Origin of the sequence: Burkholderia sp. MSMB1826 (assembly GCF_001526325.1) — a bacterium.
Classification (GTDB): Bacteria; Pseudomonadota; Gammaproteobacteria; order Burkholderiales; family Burkholderiaceae; genus Burkholderia.
In genome coordinates this window covers 76,078-91,515 of sequence record NZ_LOYN01000032.1, presented here as the reverse complement: position 1 = coordinate 91,515, position 15,438 = coordinate 76,078, and the positions used below count along the sequence as shown (strand labels likewise).

12 protein-coding genes are annotated in these 15,438 nt (G+C 68.8%); 1 reads left to right on the top strand and 11 read right to left on the bottom strand.

Going from position 1 to position 15,438, the window contains the following annotated elements; all coding sequences use genetic code 11:
* Nucleotides 1-569: 569 nt before the first annotated feature.
* Nucleotides 570-1,040 (bottom strand): winged helix-turn-helix transcriptional regulator, encoded by a 471-nt coding sequence (locus WS95_RS20645; RefSeq protein WP_059825421.1) that lies wholly within the window; start codon nucleotides 1,038-1,040, stop codon nucleotides 570-572.
* A 154-nt stretch (nucleotides 1,041-1,194) separates the two neighbouring features.
* On the opposite strand from WS95_RS20645, the gene WS95_RS20640 reads away from it, so the two are divergent.
* Nucleotides 1,195-2,430, top strand: coding sequence for an MFS transporter (locus tag WS95_RS20640; protein ID WP_059825418.1), 1,236 nt, complete (start codon nucleotides 1,195-1,197; stop codon nucleotides 2,428-2,430).
* Nucleotides 2,431-2,560: 130 nt separating this feature from the next.
* Here the strand turns inward: WS95_RS20640 and WS95_RS20635 are convergent, their stop codons facing one another.
* From WS95_RS20635 to WS95_RS20590, 10 genes are all read right to left on the bottom strand, one after another.
* Nucleotides 2,561-3,727 (bottom strand): glycosyltransferase family 4 protein, encoded by a 1,167-nt coding sequence (locus WS95_RS20635; RefSeq protein ID WP_059784129.1) that lies wholly within the window; start codon nucleotides 3,725-3,727, stop codon nucleotides 2,561-2,563.
* Nucleotides 3,727-4,911, bottom strand: coding sequence for a glycosyltransferase family 4 protein (locus tag WS95_RS20630; RefSeq protein WP_034205273.1), 1,185 nt, complete (start codon nucleotides 4,909-4,911; stop codon nucleotides 3,727-3,729). Before WS95_RS20630 ends, WS95_RS20635 begins: the two co-directional genes overlap by 1 nt.
* Nucleotides 4,908-6,374, bottom strand: coding sequence for an O-antigen ligase family protein (locus tag WS95_RS20625; RefSeq protein ID WP_059784132.1), 1,467 nt, complete (start codon nucleotides 6,372-6,374; stop codon nucleotides 4,908-4,910). Before WS95_RS20625 ends, WS95_RS20630 begins: the two co-directional genes overlap by 4 nt.
* A 10-nt stretch (nucleotides 6,375-6,384) precedes the next feature.
* Nucleotides 6,385-7,530 carry a glycosyltransferase family 4 protein gene (locus WS95_RS20620; RefSeq protein WP_034205275.1) on the bottom strand — a complete coding sequence of 382 codons (1,146 nt, stop codon included), beginning with the start codon at nucleotides 7,528-7,530 and terminating at the stop codon, nucleotides 6,385-6,387.
* Between the two features lie 43 nt (nucleotides 7,531-7,573).
* The gene (locus tag WS95_RS20615; RefSeq protein WP_034205276.1) at nucleotides 7,574-8,533 is read right to left on the bottom strand and encodes a glycosyltransferase family 2 protein; all 960 of its coding nucleotides are present in this window, start codon (nucleotides 8,531-8,533) and stop codon (nucleotides 7,574-7,576) included.
* 62 nt (nucleotides 8,534-8,595) lie between these two features.
* Nucleotides 8,596-10,821 carry a polysaccharide biosynthesis tyrosine autokinase gene (locus WS95_RS20610; protein WP_034205277.1) on the bottom strand — a complete coding sequence of 742 codons (2,226 nt, stop codon included), beginning with the start codon at nucleotides 10,819-10,821 and terminating at the stop codon, nucleotides 8,596-8,598.
* A 50-nt stretch (nucleotides 10,822-10,871) separates the two neighbouring features.
* A complete protein-coding gene (locus tag WS95_RS20605; protein WP_034205278.1) occupies nucleotides 10,872-12,050 on the bottom strand; it encodes a polysaccharide biosynthesis/export family protein in 1,179 nt (392 codons plus the stop codon).
* Nucleotides 12,044-12,487: a low molecular weight protein-tyrosine-phosphatase gene (locus WS95_RS20600; protein WP_034205279.1), complete on the bottom strand. Its 444-nt coding sequence runs from the start codon at nucleotides 12,485-12,487 to the stop codon at nucleotides 12,044-12,046. Before WS95_RS20600 ends, WS95_RS20605 begins: the two co-directional genes overlap by 7 nt.
* A gap of 30 nt (nucleotides 12,488-12,517) precedes the next feature.
* Entirely contained in the window at nucleotides 12,518-13,930 is a 1,413-nt protein-coding gene (locus WS95_RS20595; RefSeq protein ID WP_034205280.1) for a UDP-glucose dehydrogenase family protein, read from the bottom strand.
* A 74-nt stretch (nucleotides 13,931-14,004) separates the two neighbouring features.
* Nucleotides 14,005-15,378, bottom strand: coding sequence for an undecaprenyl-phosphate glucose phosphotransferase (locus WS95_RS20590; protein WP_034205281.1), 1,374 nt, complete (start codon nucleotides 15,376-15,378; stop codon nucleotides 14,005-14,007).
* Between the last annotated feature and the right edge of the window lie 60 nt (nucleotides 15,379-15,438).

Genomic DNA, 15,438 nt, shown 5'->3' with positions numbered 1-15,438 from the left:
CGGCACCGTCAGCTCGGCGAGAAACGGCGCCTTCGCGACGAAGCGGGCAATCTCGCCGCCCTCCTGCATGATCCGATCCCGGCGCACGATCATCGACAAGTTGTGATCGGCCGGCTCGGTCGGCCGCACATACAGCGACCGCAGTATCGGAAAGTGCGCATCCGAATCGAGCAGCGGACCGAAATCCCATTCGCGCGTGCCGTTCGCGCCTTCGTCCGGCCCGCTGAACACCAGATCGGTCACGAGGCTCGCCACCTCCGGCTCCGCCAGACATGCCAGCGTCCAGTCGAGCGGCTCGCCCCATGCCTCGCCGAAGTATCGGACATGCAGCCCGGCCCGCAGCGGCGCGACGTCGAGATGATTGAAATCGGACAGCCACAGCGGCTCCGCCGGATCCGCATGGTCGTGGCCTTCCTCGGCACCTTCGCTTGCGCAATGATCGTGGATACGGCGCTGCAACTCGAGCAAGCGCCGATAACCGGCGGAATCCAGTGGATGAGTCATGGCGATGCGGCTCCGGACGACGATCGCGACAGTCTAGCCGACGGTGCAGCCATCGCGCCTCGCGCTCATCGCCGTGCCGCACTCGCTTCGCCGTCGATCTTCCTGACGACCGTGTCGGCCGCCTTCAAAGGCCGGCCGTCGTCGTGCCGCAGCGCGAGCTTGCGAATCGCGCGCCCGGTGCCGCGGTCGACCAGCACCGAATGCGGCTCGCCGCGCGCGAACAGGTAGGCCTCGCCCCACTGCCGCAGCATCACGATGACCGGAAACAGCCCTTCGCCTTTCCTGGTCAGTACGTACTCCTGATACGCGGTGCCGTCGGAGGCCGGCACGACGTCGAACACGCCCGCGTCCACCAGCATCTTCAGCCGGTCGGACAGGATGTTGCTCGCGACGCCGAGGCTCGCGCGGAAATCGCCGAAGCGGCGCACGCCGTCGAACGCGTCGCGCACGATCAGCAACGCCCAGCGATCGCCGACGATATCGGTCGCGCGCGCCACCGGGCACGGCGAATCCGCAAGACTTTTCTGCCTGGCCATGTTCCTCTCCGCAATCGCGCCGGCCGCCTTCGCGGGCAGGCCGACCGTCCGTGCACGGGCCCCACGCCCGCCGTCAAACAGGTTGCATTTTAAAACTACTTTCCCTACACTCCAAACCAGTTTCAAATTGCAACTACATTGCATGAGGAAACCCATGGAATCGTCCTGCCATTCCGGCACCGTTGCATCGAACGCGCCAACCGGCGCGGTCCATCCGGCCGAGGGCGGCCGCCTGTCGTCGGCGCGCGTCGCGCTCCTGGCCGTCTGCTGCGCGGCGAGCGTCGCGAACGTCTACTACGCGCAGCCGCTGCTCGATTCGATCGCGCGGGATTTCGGCGTGTCGCAGGCCGCGGTCGGCGGCGTCGTCACCGCGACGCAGCTCGGCTGCGCGCTCGCGCTGCTGTTCGTCGTGCCGCTCGGCGACCTGCTGAACCGCAAGCGCCTGATCGCCGTGCAGCTTGTGCTGCTGAGCGCCGCCTGCATCGGCGTGGCCGTGGCGTCGACGCGCGTCGCGCTGCTGGCCGGGATGGTCGCGGTCGGGCTGCTCGGCACCGCGATGACGCAAGGACTGATCGCATGCTCGGCCACCCTCGCCGGCGCCGGCGAACGCGGGCGCGTGGTGGGCGCCGCGCAGGGCGGCGTCGTGGTCGGGCTGCTGGTCGCGCGCTCGCTGGCGGGCGTCGTCACCGACATCGCGGGGTGGCGGGCGGTCTATCTCGTGTCGGGCGGGCTCGCGATCGCGATGCTGGTCGTGCTGTCGCGGCTGCTGCCGGATCGGCACGAACCGCGCCAGCGCATCGGTTATGCGGCGCTGCTGCGCTCGATGGTGTCGCTGCTGCGCGACGAACGCGTGCTGCGCGTGCGCGGCGCGATCGCGCTGCTGATGTTCGCCGCGTTCAGCATCTTCTGGAGCGCGCTCGTGCTGCCGCTGAGCGCGCCGCCGCACGCGATGTCGCACACGCAGATCGGCGCATTCGGCCTCGTCGGCGCACTGGGTGCGGCGGCCGCCGCCCGCGCGGGCCGGCTCGCGGATCGCGGGCGCGGCGAAGCGACGACCGGCGCCGCACTCGCGCTGCTCGCCTGTTCGTGGCTGCCGCTCGCGTTCGGCAATACGTCGATTGCGCTGCTGATCGTCGGCATCGTGCTGCTCGACGTCGGCGGACAGGCTGTGCACGTCGTCAATCAGAGCATGATTCTCGGCGCACGGCCCGACGCGCATGCGCGGCTCGTCGGCTGCTACATGCTGTTCTACTCGGCCGGCAGCGGGCTCGGTGCGATTGCGGCGACGATGACGTATGCACGCGCAGGATGGACCGGCGTCTGCATGCTCGGTGCGGCGGTGAGCGCGGCCGCGCTCGGCGCATGGGCCGCGACGCTGCGGCGCGCGTGATGCGCGCGGGTCATGCGGATCGAACGGGAAAAGCCGGCGCGCCCCCGGCGGGCGGCCGGCACGCGAACCGGCCGCGCACGCGCGCCGGCCGGGCGTTCGGTTCGGCGCGCGCGCTGCGCGCCGCAGGCGTTCAGCCTGCCGCCCGGATCGCCTCTTCGTAGACGCCGGCCACGCGCCGCGCGATCACCGCGTTGTCGAAATGATCGCGCGCATAGCGCTTGCACGCGGCCTCGTCGGGCAGCGCGATCGCGCCCGACAGCGCACCGCCGAGCCCTTCGGCGATCGCATCCGCGCCCGTCGACGGCAGCACGAGATCGTTCGACAGCCCGGCGACCGCCTCCGGCAATCCGCCGACCGGCGTGACCAGCACCGGCGTGCCGGACGCCAGCGATTCGACGGTGATCAAGCCGAAGCCCTCGAGCGCGACCGTCGGCACGACGCTGACCGTCGCCGCGCGGTACAGCGCCGCGAGATGGTGGTCGGGCACGAAGCCGAGCAGCTTCACGTTGTCCTGCAGCCCGGCTGCGTCGATGCGCTGCTGCAGTTCCTCGCCGATCTTGCCCTTGCCGGCGATCAGCAGCAGGACGTCCGGGTGACGGCGCTTGACGAGGCCGATCGCGTCGATCAGGTCCTCCAGTCCCATGCGCCGCACGAGCCGGCGCACGGCCAGCACGATCGGCCGGTCCTGCGGCAGTTGCAGCTTGTGCCGCGCCTCGGCCGGCGTGAGCGGCGTGTCGAACTGCGCGGTATCGACGCAGCCGGGAATCACGCGCACGCGCGACGGATCGATCCCGTAGCGGTTCGTCAGGATCTGGCCGAACGCCTGCGACAGCACGATCAGCCGCGACGAGCGCGTGTAGACGGCCTGTTCGAGATAGCGCTTCGCGCGCTGCCCGAGCGACGCGGCGCCCTCGACCTGGCTTTCGTCGGCCCACGGCCCCTGGAAGTGCGAGACCTGCGGAATCCCGCGCGTCACGTCGAGGCCCGGAAACGTGTACAGCGCGAAGTGCGACGAAATCACGTCCGGACGCTCGCTGCGGATCTCGTCGCGCAGCGCGCGCCGCGCGGCGAGCATCCGCCGCGCGAGCGGCTGCGACGCAGGCCCGAAGCCCTGGATCGCCCCGCCCGTGTCGTCGGCGACCTTCGGCGAGCCGGCGACGAGCCCGCGCACCTCGACGCCCGCGCCGGGCAGCGCGCCGACGAGCGAGTAGTACATCCGGTCGAGGCCGCCCGCGCGTTCGGGGAACCAGTGCATGCCGATCTGCAACGATTTGATCGGCCGGGAAGATTGGGACATCACGGTTGCTCCTGCGTGATCGCATGCTCGGCCCGCGCGAAGGCGGACGGCTGCGTGGGTTGGCCGATGCGCCGGTAAAGCGCGACGTACTGGGCGCCCATGTGCGCCCAGCCGAAACGGGTCATCAGTTCGCGGGCCGCATCGCCCATCGCGCGACAGGTGTCGCGCGACGCCGCGAGCGAGCCGATCGCCTGCGCGAGCGCGGCCGGATCGTCCGGATCCTCCAGCACGATCCCGCATTCGCGCGTGATGATTTCCGCGCCGCCCGCCGTGCGCGCGGTGACGACCGGCAGCCCGGCCGCCATCGCCTCCAGCAGCGACAGGCTCATCGCTTCGTAGCGCGACGGAAAGACATACGCGTCGACCGAGCGCATCAGCGTCGGCATGTTCTTCACGAGCCCGAGGAAATGCACGCGCGAATCGATGCCGAGCGCGCGCGCTTCGTCGGGATACGGGCTGCCGGGCAAGTAGCCGGCCACCGCGAGGTGAACGTTGGGCGGCAGCTTCGTCAGCGCCTTCAGCACCGTGCCGAGGTTCTTGCGAGGCGTGCGCAGGTCGCCGACGAACAGCAGCAGGAACGCGTCGTCCGGCAGCTTGAACGCCGCACGGTCGGCCTGGGCGCCCGCGAACGCGCTGCCGTCGACGCCGTTGTAGATCACGCTGATCTTGCGGCTGTCGATGCCGAGCCCGGCGATTTCGTCGGCCACCTTCTGCGACACGGCCGTGATCGCGCGCGAGCGCCGGTAGGCCCAGCGCTCGAGCGCGGTGTTCACGCGCGTATAGACGTACTGGTAGGCCGACCACAGCCCCTTCGTCAGCCCGAACGGATAGTACGGACTCTTGAACCAGCCGCCGTGCACGAAGTGCGCGGTATTCACGTCGGCCTTGATCCACGAGATGAAGCCGTTCACGTGCAGCACGTCGTATTCGCCGCGGTGCGCGCGCAGCCACGCCGCGCTTTTCAGCGCGAACACCTGCTGCTTGACGAGATTCGACGGCCAGAAGCCGCCGACCTTCACCGGCACCCAGCGCACGCGCGGGTCGGCCAGCAGCTCGGGTGCGACGTGCGACGCGACCAGTGTGACCTCGTAGTTTTCGGCCAGCGCCGCGCGCGCGATTTCGTAATTGACGCGGCCCTGCCCGTCGTTATGTCGCACGACGTGCGTGACGATCGCGATTCTCAATGGTCGCCTCCCCGTGAACGCGCGGCGACCAGCAGGCGTTGCGCCTTCTGCCAGTGCGCCGCGGCAAGTATCGAAAAAATGGCCGTGAACATCAGCAGGCCGCCGGTGCCGATCAGCGAGTTCGTGAACACGAGCATCGCGAAGGTCGACAGGCACAGGCTCAGGCACGCGCCGACGAACTTGTCCTTGCGCAGCTTGAACGCCGCGCGCAGCGTGCGGCCGAACAGCATCACGACGCCCGCGAGATACAGCAGCGTGCCGGGCCAGCCGAGCACGAACGGCACGTTCATCACGCCGCTGTCGAAGCTGCCGTACTTGCCGAGCTCGCCGCTGTCGCTCGACAGCTTCGTGGACGCGCCGGTCGCGCCCATCCCTTCGCCGGCGACGTCGGTGAACGCCGTCTGCGCGAAGGTCGCGTAGAACTTGTTGCGATCGTCGTAGCTGCGGTCGTCCTTCAGGTTCGCGATCGACTGCAGGCGCTGGCCGAGCCGGTCGGCCACCGGCCCGACCGTCAGGAGCGGCACGCACAGCCCGACCAGCACGACGCCGCTGATCAGGATCCGCATCCGCACGCGGTTGCTCGATTGCACGAGCTGGATCGCGAGCGCGATCACCCAGCCGCCCCAGGTCGAGCGCACGAGACACAGCGCGAACGACACGAAGCCCGCCGCGCCCGCGAACCAGCGGATCTTCTGCGGCGCAACCAGCACGAACACCAGCGCGCCCATCATCGCGAACGCGAACGGTCCGGACGAATTCATCGTGCTGAACACGCGCACGCCGTACGGCACCGGCTCGCCCTGCGAACCCATCTGCGAGCCGACCATCCACAGCACGTCCCACTGCGGCATCACGAAATACTGCACGACGCCGTACACGCCCATCACGAGCATGCCCCACATGAAGGTGGACAGCAGCACGTCGCGGTACTCCGGATAGTTGCGCGCGTTCACCATGATGTGAAAGCCGATCAGGATCGGGTACAGCCAGTTCGCGAGGTCGTAGGTCGCGGCCATCACGCCGCTCGACACGATCCCGACGAGATACGCATACACGAGCCCGAACAGGATCAGCAGCACCGGAATCCCGCGCCGCTGCGCGAGCACGCGGTAATGCCTGAGCAGCCCGAAGCCGGCGATCATCGTCACCGCGAGCGGCGCGACCTGGATCAGGCTCGTCGGCGTGAACGCGCCCTTCGACCAGTCGGCCAGGCGCCGCACTTCCGGGCTCAGGAACCACACCCACCACATGAAGCCGACATAGCGCGCCGGGCTCTTGAAATACAGCCAGACGCCCACCCCGATGGCCAGCACCGGGAACGCGAGCGTCAGCACCTTGCCCTGGTGGACGGCGATCAGCGCGGCGGTGAACGTCCACAGCCCGGCCTGCCCGGCCCAGTGCTTCGGCTCGGCGAACCGGCTGCGGGGGCGCGACGGTGCGCGTTCGGCGGCAATCGTACTCATCGATCCGAGCTCACTGCGACGACGGACGCGAATCGGCGAGCGGCATCGCCACGCCGGCCGCCGCGGGTGTGCGGCGCCGGCGCAGCATGTCGCGCGTAATCCGCACGTGCTGCTCGGCGAACGCCTGCGTGGTCAGGTCGCGTTCGCGCAGGCACGCGGCGGCCGCCCGCGCGCAGTCGAGCGCCGCCACCGGGTCGGCGACGAAGCGATCGGCGGCCTGGCGCATCGCCTGCGCGTCGAACGCCGGCACATAGGCGGCCGTATCGTGCGGGAAGTAGTCGCTCAGGCCGCCCACGTCGGACACGATCATCGGCTTGCCGACGGCCGCCGCCTCGAGCATCACCGTGATGCCCGACGCGTGGAAATTCGGCCGCAGCGGCACGACGATCACGTCGGCCCACGCGTACAGCTCGTGCTGCTTCGCGAGCCCCGCCGCCGGGCCGATCTTCACGTTCGGCGCGTGCCACTCGCGCGGCACGCGGCGGCGCGTCGCGAGCCGCACGTCGTAGCGCGCGTCGCCGCCGAACGCGGCGAGGAACGTGCGCCAGTCGCGGTCGCGGTCGTTGCCGATCGCCGCGATCCGCAGCGGCCGGTTCGGTTTCCATTGCTGCGGCTCGACCGGCGGAAAGTCCTGCGTGTTCAGCCCGTAATAGACGAACTCGGCTTCGCGCCCGAGGTAGCGGCGGCACAGGTCGGCGTTGTCGCGAGCCAGCGTGGTCAGCGCGTCGGCGCGCGCGAGCAGCTTGCGGTACAGCCAGCGGCGCGGGCCGCCGAAGCTGTTCCATTTGTCGAACAGCCACACGCTCTGCGCAAGCAGCAGCGGGCGCTTGCCCTGCGCGCCGGCGAGCTTCAGGATCAGCGCGGCGGCCAGATGCTCCTGCTCGGTGTGGGTCCAGATCACGTCGGTATCGAGCAGCGCCGCGCGGTTGCGCCACGCATGCACGACGTCGAAGCCGAGCGCCGCCTTCAGCGCACGGCGCGCGATGCTCACGACGCGGTTCTCGCGGCCGTCCTGCGAATAGGTCAGCCGGAACTCGTCGGATTCGGCGTGGTGATAGCCGTACAGGCAGCCGATGTCGTCGCCTTTCCGGTAGGTACGCGGATCGGCGCCATAGAACAAATGGACGTGAACTTTCGTTGCATCCTTCATGGTCATGCGAGCCCTCCGGGCGTGGCCGCGCGCACTGCGCGCAGGCCGTTCAAGACGTCACCGGCGGCATCGCCGCGCGGTGGGGGGCGAGGTTCGTGCGGCGCGCATCGCGCGCGCCGCGGCGCACCGCGCGCCAGTGCGCGAGCACGCGGGCGCGCCGCGCGGTGGGCAGCGACAGCAGCACGTGAGCGAAGCCCGGATAGACGCGCGTGCCGATCAGCGTCCACCACCACCACGCGATCTCGCGCCGTAGCGGCGGCAGATGCTCGCGCAGCGTCAGTTGCAGGTTGTATGCGCCGTTGCTGATCGCGTTCAGCGAGGCCGCATCGCGACGGTCGTCGTCGAAGCGCTCGGCCGGGAAATGATCGACGGCGATCGCCGGGTCGTACAGCAGCGTCCAGCCCGCGCGCTGCACTTCCATGCTGAACGCCATGTCGTTGTGCACCTGCGCGCCTGCGCCGCGCAGCCGCGTGTCGAAGCGCAGCCGTTCGATCGCGGCGCGGCGGTAGCTCATGTTCGCGCCTTTCAGCATGTCGACTTCGCGTGCGCCGCCGACGCCGAGGTGATGATTGCCGATGATCTTGCCCGACAGCGTGAGCTGGCCGACCTGCTCGCGCGATTCGTCGAGCAGGCGGCCTTTTTCGTGCACCCAGTCGCGGCCGCCGACCGCGCCCACGCGCGGGTTGGACAGGAATGCGGCTTCGATGCGCGCGAGCCAGTCGGGGCGCGGCGCCGCATCGTCGTCGGTGATCGCGACGATGTCGCCGGTCGACGCGTCGAGCCCCTTGTTCAGCGCGGCGACCTGCCCCGCCACGTCGACCGGCACGATGCGCAGCGGCAGCGCGCCGCCGACCGCCGGATCGGCGAGCCGTTCGTGCGTGGCGTCGTCCTCCGGGCGCGCGACGACGATCACCTCGTCGGGCAGCCGCTGCTGCCGCTGCAGCGCCAGCAGGCAGCGCGCGAGGTCGGCGGGACGCCGGTAGGTCGGAACGAGCACGGAAATTTTCATCGAGGGTTCTCCATTCGGCCGGGCCGATGCGGCGCGCGCCGGCCCGGTGTCGTGCAATGCGATCAAGCGCTCAGGTATTCGTGCACGGCCGCATAGCCGCGGCCGTAGCCGCGCGCCTTCGGCGGCACGCCATTGAAGATCCCGCCTTCCAGATCGACGCCCGCGGTGCGCAGGCGCTTGATCGCGTCGGCGATCTCGCCTTCCGTATGCATGCCCGAGCGCAGTACCAGGAAGGTGGCGCCGGCCATGCGGCCGATGATGGTCGCGTCGGTCACCGCGAGCACCGGCGGCGAATCGATCAGCACGACGTCGTAGCGCTTGCCGAGGCCTTCGAGGTATTGCGGCAGGCGCGTCGACATCAGCAGCTCCGACGGGTTCGGCGGGCGCGTGCCGGCCGCGATGAACGACAGGCCCTGCACCGGCGTCTCCCGGATCGCGTCCTCGAGCGAGGACTGGTCGCTCAGCAGCTCCGACAGCCCCGGCTGCGAGGTGAGGCCGAAGTAGCGGTCGAGCATCCCGCGGCGCATGTCGGCGTCGATCAGCAGCACGCGCTTGCCCGAATGGGCGAGCAGCACCGCGAGGTTGACCGTCAGGAAGCTCTTGCCGATGCCCGGCGTCGGGCCGGTCAGCACGATCACGCGGTTCTTCGCGTCCATCATCGCGAACTGCATCGCGGTGCGCAGGCTGCGCATGCTTTCGACGCTCAGGTCCTTCGGACGCAGGCTCGCGAGGATCGGCCGTGCACGAGTGCCGCCCTTCTCGGCCGCGGCATCGAGCTTCACCTGCTCGGCGCTCTGCGGGACGAGCCCGTACAGCGGCAGGTTGAACGTACGCTCGACGCGGTCCGGATCCTCGATGCCCTGGAACAGGTTGCGGCGCAGGAACACGACGCCGGTGCCGAGGATCAGCCCCAGGAACACGGCGGCCGACAGGATCAGCGCCTTCTTCGGCTTGATCGGATCGCCCGGGCGCAGCGCCGAATCGACGAGGTGGATGTTGCCGCCCGTGCCGGCCTTCTGCACCGACAACTCCTGCACGCGGTTCAGCAGCAGGACGTAGATGTCCTCGGCGACCTTCGCGTCGCGCTGGAGCTGGACCGCCTTCACTTCGGTCGCCGGCAGGCTGCGGAAGCGGTTGCTGAACTTGTCCTTCTCGCCCTGCAGCTCCGCGAGCTGCTGCTTCGCCGCAATCACCATCGGGTGCGAATCGGTGAAGCGCTGCGCGAGCGACGCGAGCTGCAGGCGCTGCGCGGCGATCTGCTGTTCGTACTGCACGCTGCCTTCGAGGTAGACCTTCGCTTCGTCGCTCGCGTTGATCGAGCCCGACGTGCGCTGGTACTGCGTCAACGCGGCTTCCGCGCGCTCGAGATCGGCCTTCAGGCGCGGCTCCTCGCCCTTCAGGAAGTCGAGCATCTTGGTCGCTTCTGCCTGCTTCGCGATCACGTGCTGGTTCAGGTACGACTGCGCGAGCGCGTTCGCGATCGCGGCGGTCTGGTCCGGGTCCTTGCCTTCGAGCGAGATCTGCACGACGCCCGTCTGCTTGCCCTGTTCGGTCACCTGGATGCCCGACTGGAAACCGGTGATCGCGTCGAGATCGTTGTAGCGGACCACCGTGAACTGCGTGCCGGGACGCGCGACGAGCTTCTGCACGAGCAGCGTCACGCCGCCGCCCTGCGCCGATTCCCCGACGCGGCCCGCCAGCAGTCGCGTACCGTTCGCGTCGACCAGCGAATAAGTGCCGTTCGGGCCGGCCGTCAGCGTCAGCTTCTTGCCTTCGAGCGCCGGCACGACGCTGATCGAGTCGACGTCGGCGACTTCGCCGCCCCACGCATACGACTTCAGGCCGAGCCACGGCCGCGACGGCTGGCCCGGCGTCGCGAGGCGCGCGGCGAGGCTGCCGATCACCGGCAGCGTCTTCGGCGCGACCGAGAAGTTCAGCTTGAACTGCTCGACGACCGGCGTGACGACGCCGCGGCTCTTGATGATCTCGATTTCCGCATCGGTCGGCGCCTGCTGCGGGCCGCTGTTGATCGACGCACCCGTTTGCGTCTGCGTGAGCGCCTGCGACGTGTTGTCGTTGCCCTCGACCCGCACGTGCACGTCCGCCTGGTAGACCGGCTTCGCGATGAAGCAATAGAGGCCGGCGAGCGCGACGACCGTCACCGCGATGCCGAGCAGCAGCCAGATGTCGTCCATGATGACCTGGAGCAACTGGCCGAGAACGACGTCCTCTTCCTCGGTTTTCGCGGTCAGGTCCGCGTAGGAGTGTTTCGCTTGCGTGTTCACCATTCGTTCCCGCTTGAGTGGTGCCGGGGGGCGGACGCCGCCCCGGCGGGCTATCAGCGCGTGATTTGCCGCATGTAGAAGATCGTCTGGATCGTCGGCAGCACCTGCTGCAGCACGCGGTTGAACTGCACCGAGCCGGCCGTGCTGACGTAGACGACGTCGAGCGGTTGAAGCGGGAAGCGGCTCGACAGCATCAGCGCGTCGGGCTGCGTCATGTCGAGACGGAACACTTCGGGCTTCGTCGGGTTGTCGCGCATCCCGCGCATCACGTAAATCTTGCGCGGGTTCGCGTCGGTGTCGAGGATGCCGCCGCCGGCCGTCAGCGCATCGGCGATGGTCAGCTTGCCCTTGAGCATCGGCACCGTGACCGGCGTCTTGACCTCGCCCATGATGAACACGCGGCTGTCGCTGCGGTCCGGCACGTTGACGATGTCGCCCGGCTGCAGCATCACGTTCTGCTTCACCTCGCCGCGATCGAGCACGCCGTTCGCATCGAGCGTGTACAGCTTGCCGTCGCGCGTGAGCCGCACGCGCTGCAGGTCGGCCTCGGCGGTCGAGCCGCCCGAGCGCGAGATCGCGTCGACCAGCGTCAGCGGCACGTCGCTCACCGCGAGCGGGCCCGGCTGCTTCACCTCGCCCGTCACCTGCACCTTCTGGCTGCGGAACGACAGCACGCGCACGTCGAGCTGCGGGTTCTTCACGTAGCGCGCCAGGCTGGACGCCATCTCGTCGCGGATCTGCGCGACCGTCTTGCCCGCCACGCGGATGCGGCCGACGAACGGGAAGAAGATCGTGCCGTCGGCGGCCACGGTCTGGCCGTACGGATCGGCCTGACCCGGCAGCGCGGTCGTATACGGCTGCTGCAGCGCGCCCGCGACCGATTGCGTCGTGTTGCCGCCGCTCGAGAACGACTGGCCCTGCGGCGTCGTCAGCTCCGGGTGATCCCACACGGTGACGCCGAGAATGTCCTGCGGACCGACGCGATACGTGTACTGCGACGGATCGGTAAAGCGCCCGGGCGGCAGCGGATGGTCGACCTGCGCTTTCTGCAGCTGATCCATCACCACTTTGGCGTCGATGTAATGAACCGGATAGGTCTCGGCCGCTTCCTGCCGGCCGTCGTCCTTCAGGTTCGACGAGTCGAGGTAGTTGCCGGGCGCGGTTGCGCAGGCCGACAGGAAGGTCGTCAGCGCGACGGCGAGCGCCAGCGGGCGCATGGGACGTTTCAGCATAGTTTTTGCAGCCATCCTTGAACCAGACGTTCGATCAATGAGTAGCTCTCGCGATAGTCGGCCTCGGGGCCGCCATGCGGGTCCGCGATCTCGGCGTCCTCCCACTTGCCCAGCAGGTGGACCTTGCCGCGCGCGAACGGATCGACCGATTCGACGGCCTTGATCTGATCGCGCTCGCTGACGAGAATCAGGTCGGCGTCGCGCACGATCCGGCGCGACAGCCGCCGCGAGCGATGGGTCGTCGCATCGACGCCCCGCTCGGCCAGCAGTTTCCGCATCACCGGATCGATGCCGTCGCCGTCGTTCGCGTGCACGCCGGCCGAATGGAACGTCGGGCGCGGGCCGCCGCGCGACGCGGCGTGCGACTTGAACAGCATTTCCGCCGCCGGGCTGCGGCAGACGTTCGCGTGGCAGACGATCAGGATGTTCCGGAACATGGCGTCTCGTAACGAGTGACGGAAAACGGGTTACGCGCCGGCGCGCACGGCGCCCGGCACGCGGGCGGCGACGGCCTGGCGCGAGCCCGGCCGGCCGATCGGGTGGTACTCGATGCCCTGCTCGCTCATCGTCTCCGGCTCGTACAGGTTGCGGCCGTCGAAGATCACGGGCGTCTTCCACAGGCGGCCGAGCGCGACGAAGTCGGGGCTCTTGAACGCCTTCCATTCGGTGACGATCACGAGCGCGTCGGCGTCTCGCGCGGCCTGCGCCTCGTCGTCGACGAAGGTCAGGCGCTCGAGCCAGCTCGGGTGATCGGCGAGATCGAGCGCGATCACGCGGCGCGCTTCCTGCTGTGCGACCGGGTCGTAGGCGGCGACGCGCGCGCCGCGCGACAGCAGCTCGGCGATCAGCTCGCGGCTCGGCGCCTCGCGCATGTCGTCGGTGTTCGGCTTGAACGCGAGGCCCCACAGCGCGAACGTGCGGCCGGTCAGGTCCTCGCCGAAACGCGCGACGATCTTGTCGGCGAGCACGCGCTTTTGCGTCGCGTTGACCGACGACACCGCCTTCAGGATCTGCAGCGACTGGCCGTGCTCGTCGGCGGTGCGGATCAGCGCCTCGACGTCCTTCGGGAAGCACGAGCCGCCGTAGCCGCAGCCGGCGTACAGGAAGTGGTAGCCGATGCGCGGATCGGAGCCGATCCCGCGGCGCACGGCCTCGATGTCCGCGCCGAAGCGGTCGGCGAGGTTCGCCAGTTCGTTCATGAACGAGATGCGCGTCGCGAGCATCGCGTTCGCCGCGTATTTCGTGAACTCGGCCGAACGCACGTCCATGTACAGCGTGCGCTCGTGATTGCGGTTGAACGGCGCGTAGAGCTTCTTCATCAGCTCGCGGGCGCGCTCGCCCGGCACGTCGTCGTCGCAGCCGATCACGATGCGGTCCGGCCGCGTGAAATCGTCGACGGCCGCGCCTTCCTTCAGGAATTCCGGATTCGACACGACCGAGAACATCTGGTCGCCGCCGCGCTTCGCGAGCTCCTCGGCGACCGCCGCGCGCACGCGCTCGGCCGTGCCGACCGGCACCGTCGACTTGTCGACGATCACCTTGAAGCCGGTCATGTAGCGGCCGATGTTGCGCGCCGCCGCGAGCACGTATTGCAGGTCGGCCGAGCCGTCCTCGTCGGGCGGCGTGCCGACCGCGATGAACTGCACGTCGCCGTGCGCGACCGCGGCCTCGACGTCGGTCGAGAAGCGCAGGCGGCCGGCCGAACGGTTGCGCGCGATCACTTCCTTCAGGCCCGGCTCGTGGATCGGCACGCCGCCGCCGTTCAGGATGTCGATCTTTGCCTGGTCGACGTCGAGACAGAACACGTCGTGCCCGATGTCGGCGAGACAGGCGCCGGTGACAAGCCCTACGTAACCGCTGCCGATGATAGTCAGATTCATGATGTGTCGGACCCCTTGACCAATGATTCGAAATTCGGAAAACCGGAATGCCTGCGTGACGCGGCGCGTCGGTGTCAGTACGCGTTGCTGCCGGTGAAGCCTTTCCACAGCGTCAGCACGACGATCTTGATGTCGAGCCAGAACGACCAGTTCTGCATGTAGTACAGGTCGAGCTTCACGCGGCCCATCATCTTCTCGATCTGGTCGGTCTCGCCGCGAAAGCCGTTGATCTGCGCCCACCCGGTGATGCCCGGCTTGATCCGGTAGCGGAACATGTAGCCCTTGACCAGATCCTTGTAGATGTCGTCGTGCGCGAGCGCATGCGGGCGCGGGCCCACCACCGACATCTCGCCCTTCAGCACGTTGATGAACTGCGGCAGCTCGTCGAGGCTCGTGCGCCGCAGGAACCGGCCGACCGGCGTCACGCGCGAGTCGTTCTTCGTTGCCTGCGTGACCTGCCCGGCCACTTCCTGATGCACCTTCATCGAGCGAAACTTGTAGATCTCGAACTCGTGCCCGTCGATGCCCTTGCGCTTTTGCCGAAAGAACACCGGCCCGCGCGAGGTCAGCTTGATCAGGGCCGCGATCAGCACCATCACCGGCGCGAGCGCCGTGAGCGCCGCCAGCGCGAACAGCCGGTCGAACACGAACTTCGGCAGGATCCGCACGTCGGTGATCGGCGACGCCGCGAGATTGATCGCCGGCACGCCGAGCACCTCGACCACTTCCTGGTTGAAGAACGACAGCGTGCGCACGTCCGGAATGAAGCGGATGTTCACGAAGTCGTGGCGGAACACCGTCACGATCTCGTGAATCCGACGCTCCTCCGTGATCGGCAGCGTGAGCCACAGCTCGCTGATCGCGCGGCTGCGCACCAGCCACACCAGCGATTCGAACTGCCGCTCGATACGCACGTCGTCGAGCGCGACTTCGCCCGGCGCCTCGCTTTCGTCGTACACGCACACCGGGTTGAAGCCGGCTTCCGGCCGCGCCCGCATCTGCGCGATCAGCCGCCGTGCCGCCGGCGTGCCGCCGACGATCGCGACCGCCTTCAGGTTGTAGCCGCCGCGGCGCAATTGCCGCAGCACCACGTGCACGCAGGCTTTCGAGCCCGCGAGCAGCGCCGTCGTCGCGAGCGCCCAGTAACCCAGCCACAGCCGCGACAGGTCGCCCGACTGGTGAAAGCTGAAACTCAGCAGGATGCCCGCGAGCTCCACGGCGAGCCACGCGAACGCAACGCGGACCACCAGCCCGACGAGACGCTTGCCGCGCCACGACTGGTAGATGCCGACGGCCGGAAAGAACACGACGACCAGCAGGCAATCGAACAGCACCGTCGTGCGCTGCAGGTCGCTGAGCCCGATGCTGCCGTCGTGCAACGCGGCCGCGATCAGCGCACCCGTCACGACCATCGCGATATCGATGACTCTCGCCAGCACGCTCAACATGTCTGTTTCCTCTTCTTTGAACAGGCGTTTGCCGAACAGCGCCTTGCGCAGCCCATGCCG

Excerpts from the sequence above, each read along its gene's own strand:
- WS95_RS20605 (WP_034205278.1), bottom strand. The coding sequence starts at position 12,050 with ATGCTGAAACGTCCCATGCGCCCGCTGGCGCTCGCCGTCGCGCTGACG.
- WS95_RS20600 (WP_034205279.1), bottom strand. The coding sequence starts at position 12,487 with ATGTTCCGGAACATCCTGATCGTCTGCCACGCGAACGTCTGCCGCAGC.
- WS95_RS20620 (WP_034205275.1), bottom strand. The coding sequence starts at position 7,530 with ATGACCATGAAGGATGCAACGAAAGTTCACGTCCATTTGTTCTATGGC.
- WS95_RS20590 (WP_034205281.1), bottom strand. The coding sequence starts at position 15,378 with ATGTTGAGCGTGCTGGCGAGAGTCATCGATATCGCGATGGTCGTGACG.
- WS95_RS20615 (WP_034205276.1), bottom strand. The coding sequence starts at position 8,533 with ATGAAAATTTCCGTGCTCGTTCCGACCTACCGGCGTCCCGCCGACCTC.
- WS95_RS20610 (WP_034205277.1), bottom strand. The coding sequence starts at position 10,821 with ATGGTGAACACGCAAGCGAAACACTCCTACGCGGACCTGACCGCGAAA.
- WS95_RS20625 (WP_059784132.1), bottom strand. The coding sequence starts at position 6,374 with ATGAGTACGATTGCCGCCGAACGCGCACCGTCGCGCCCCCGCAGCCGG.
- WS95_RS20635 (WP_059784129.1), bottom strand. The coding sequence starts at position 3,727 with ATGTCCCAATCTTCCCGGCCGATCAAATCGTTGCAGATCGGCATGCAC.
- WS95_RS20595 (WP_034205280.1), bottom strand. The coding sequence starts at position 13,930 with ATGAATCTGACTATCATCGGCAGCGGTTACGTAGGGCTTGTCACCGGC.
- WS95_RS20645 (WP_059825421.1), bottom strand. The coding sequence starts at position 1,040 with ATGGCCAGGCAGAAAAGTCTTGCGGATTCGCCGTGCCCGGTGGCGCGC.
- WS95_RS20640 (WP_059825418.1), top strand. The coding sequence starts at position 1,195 with ATGGAATCGTCCTGCCATTCCGGCACCGTTGCATCGAACGCGCCAACC.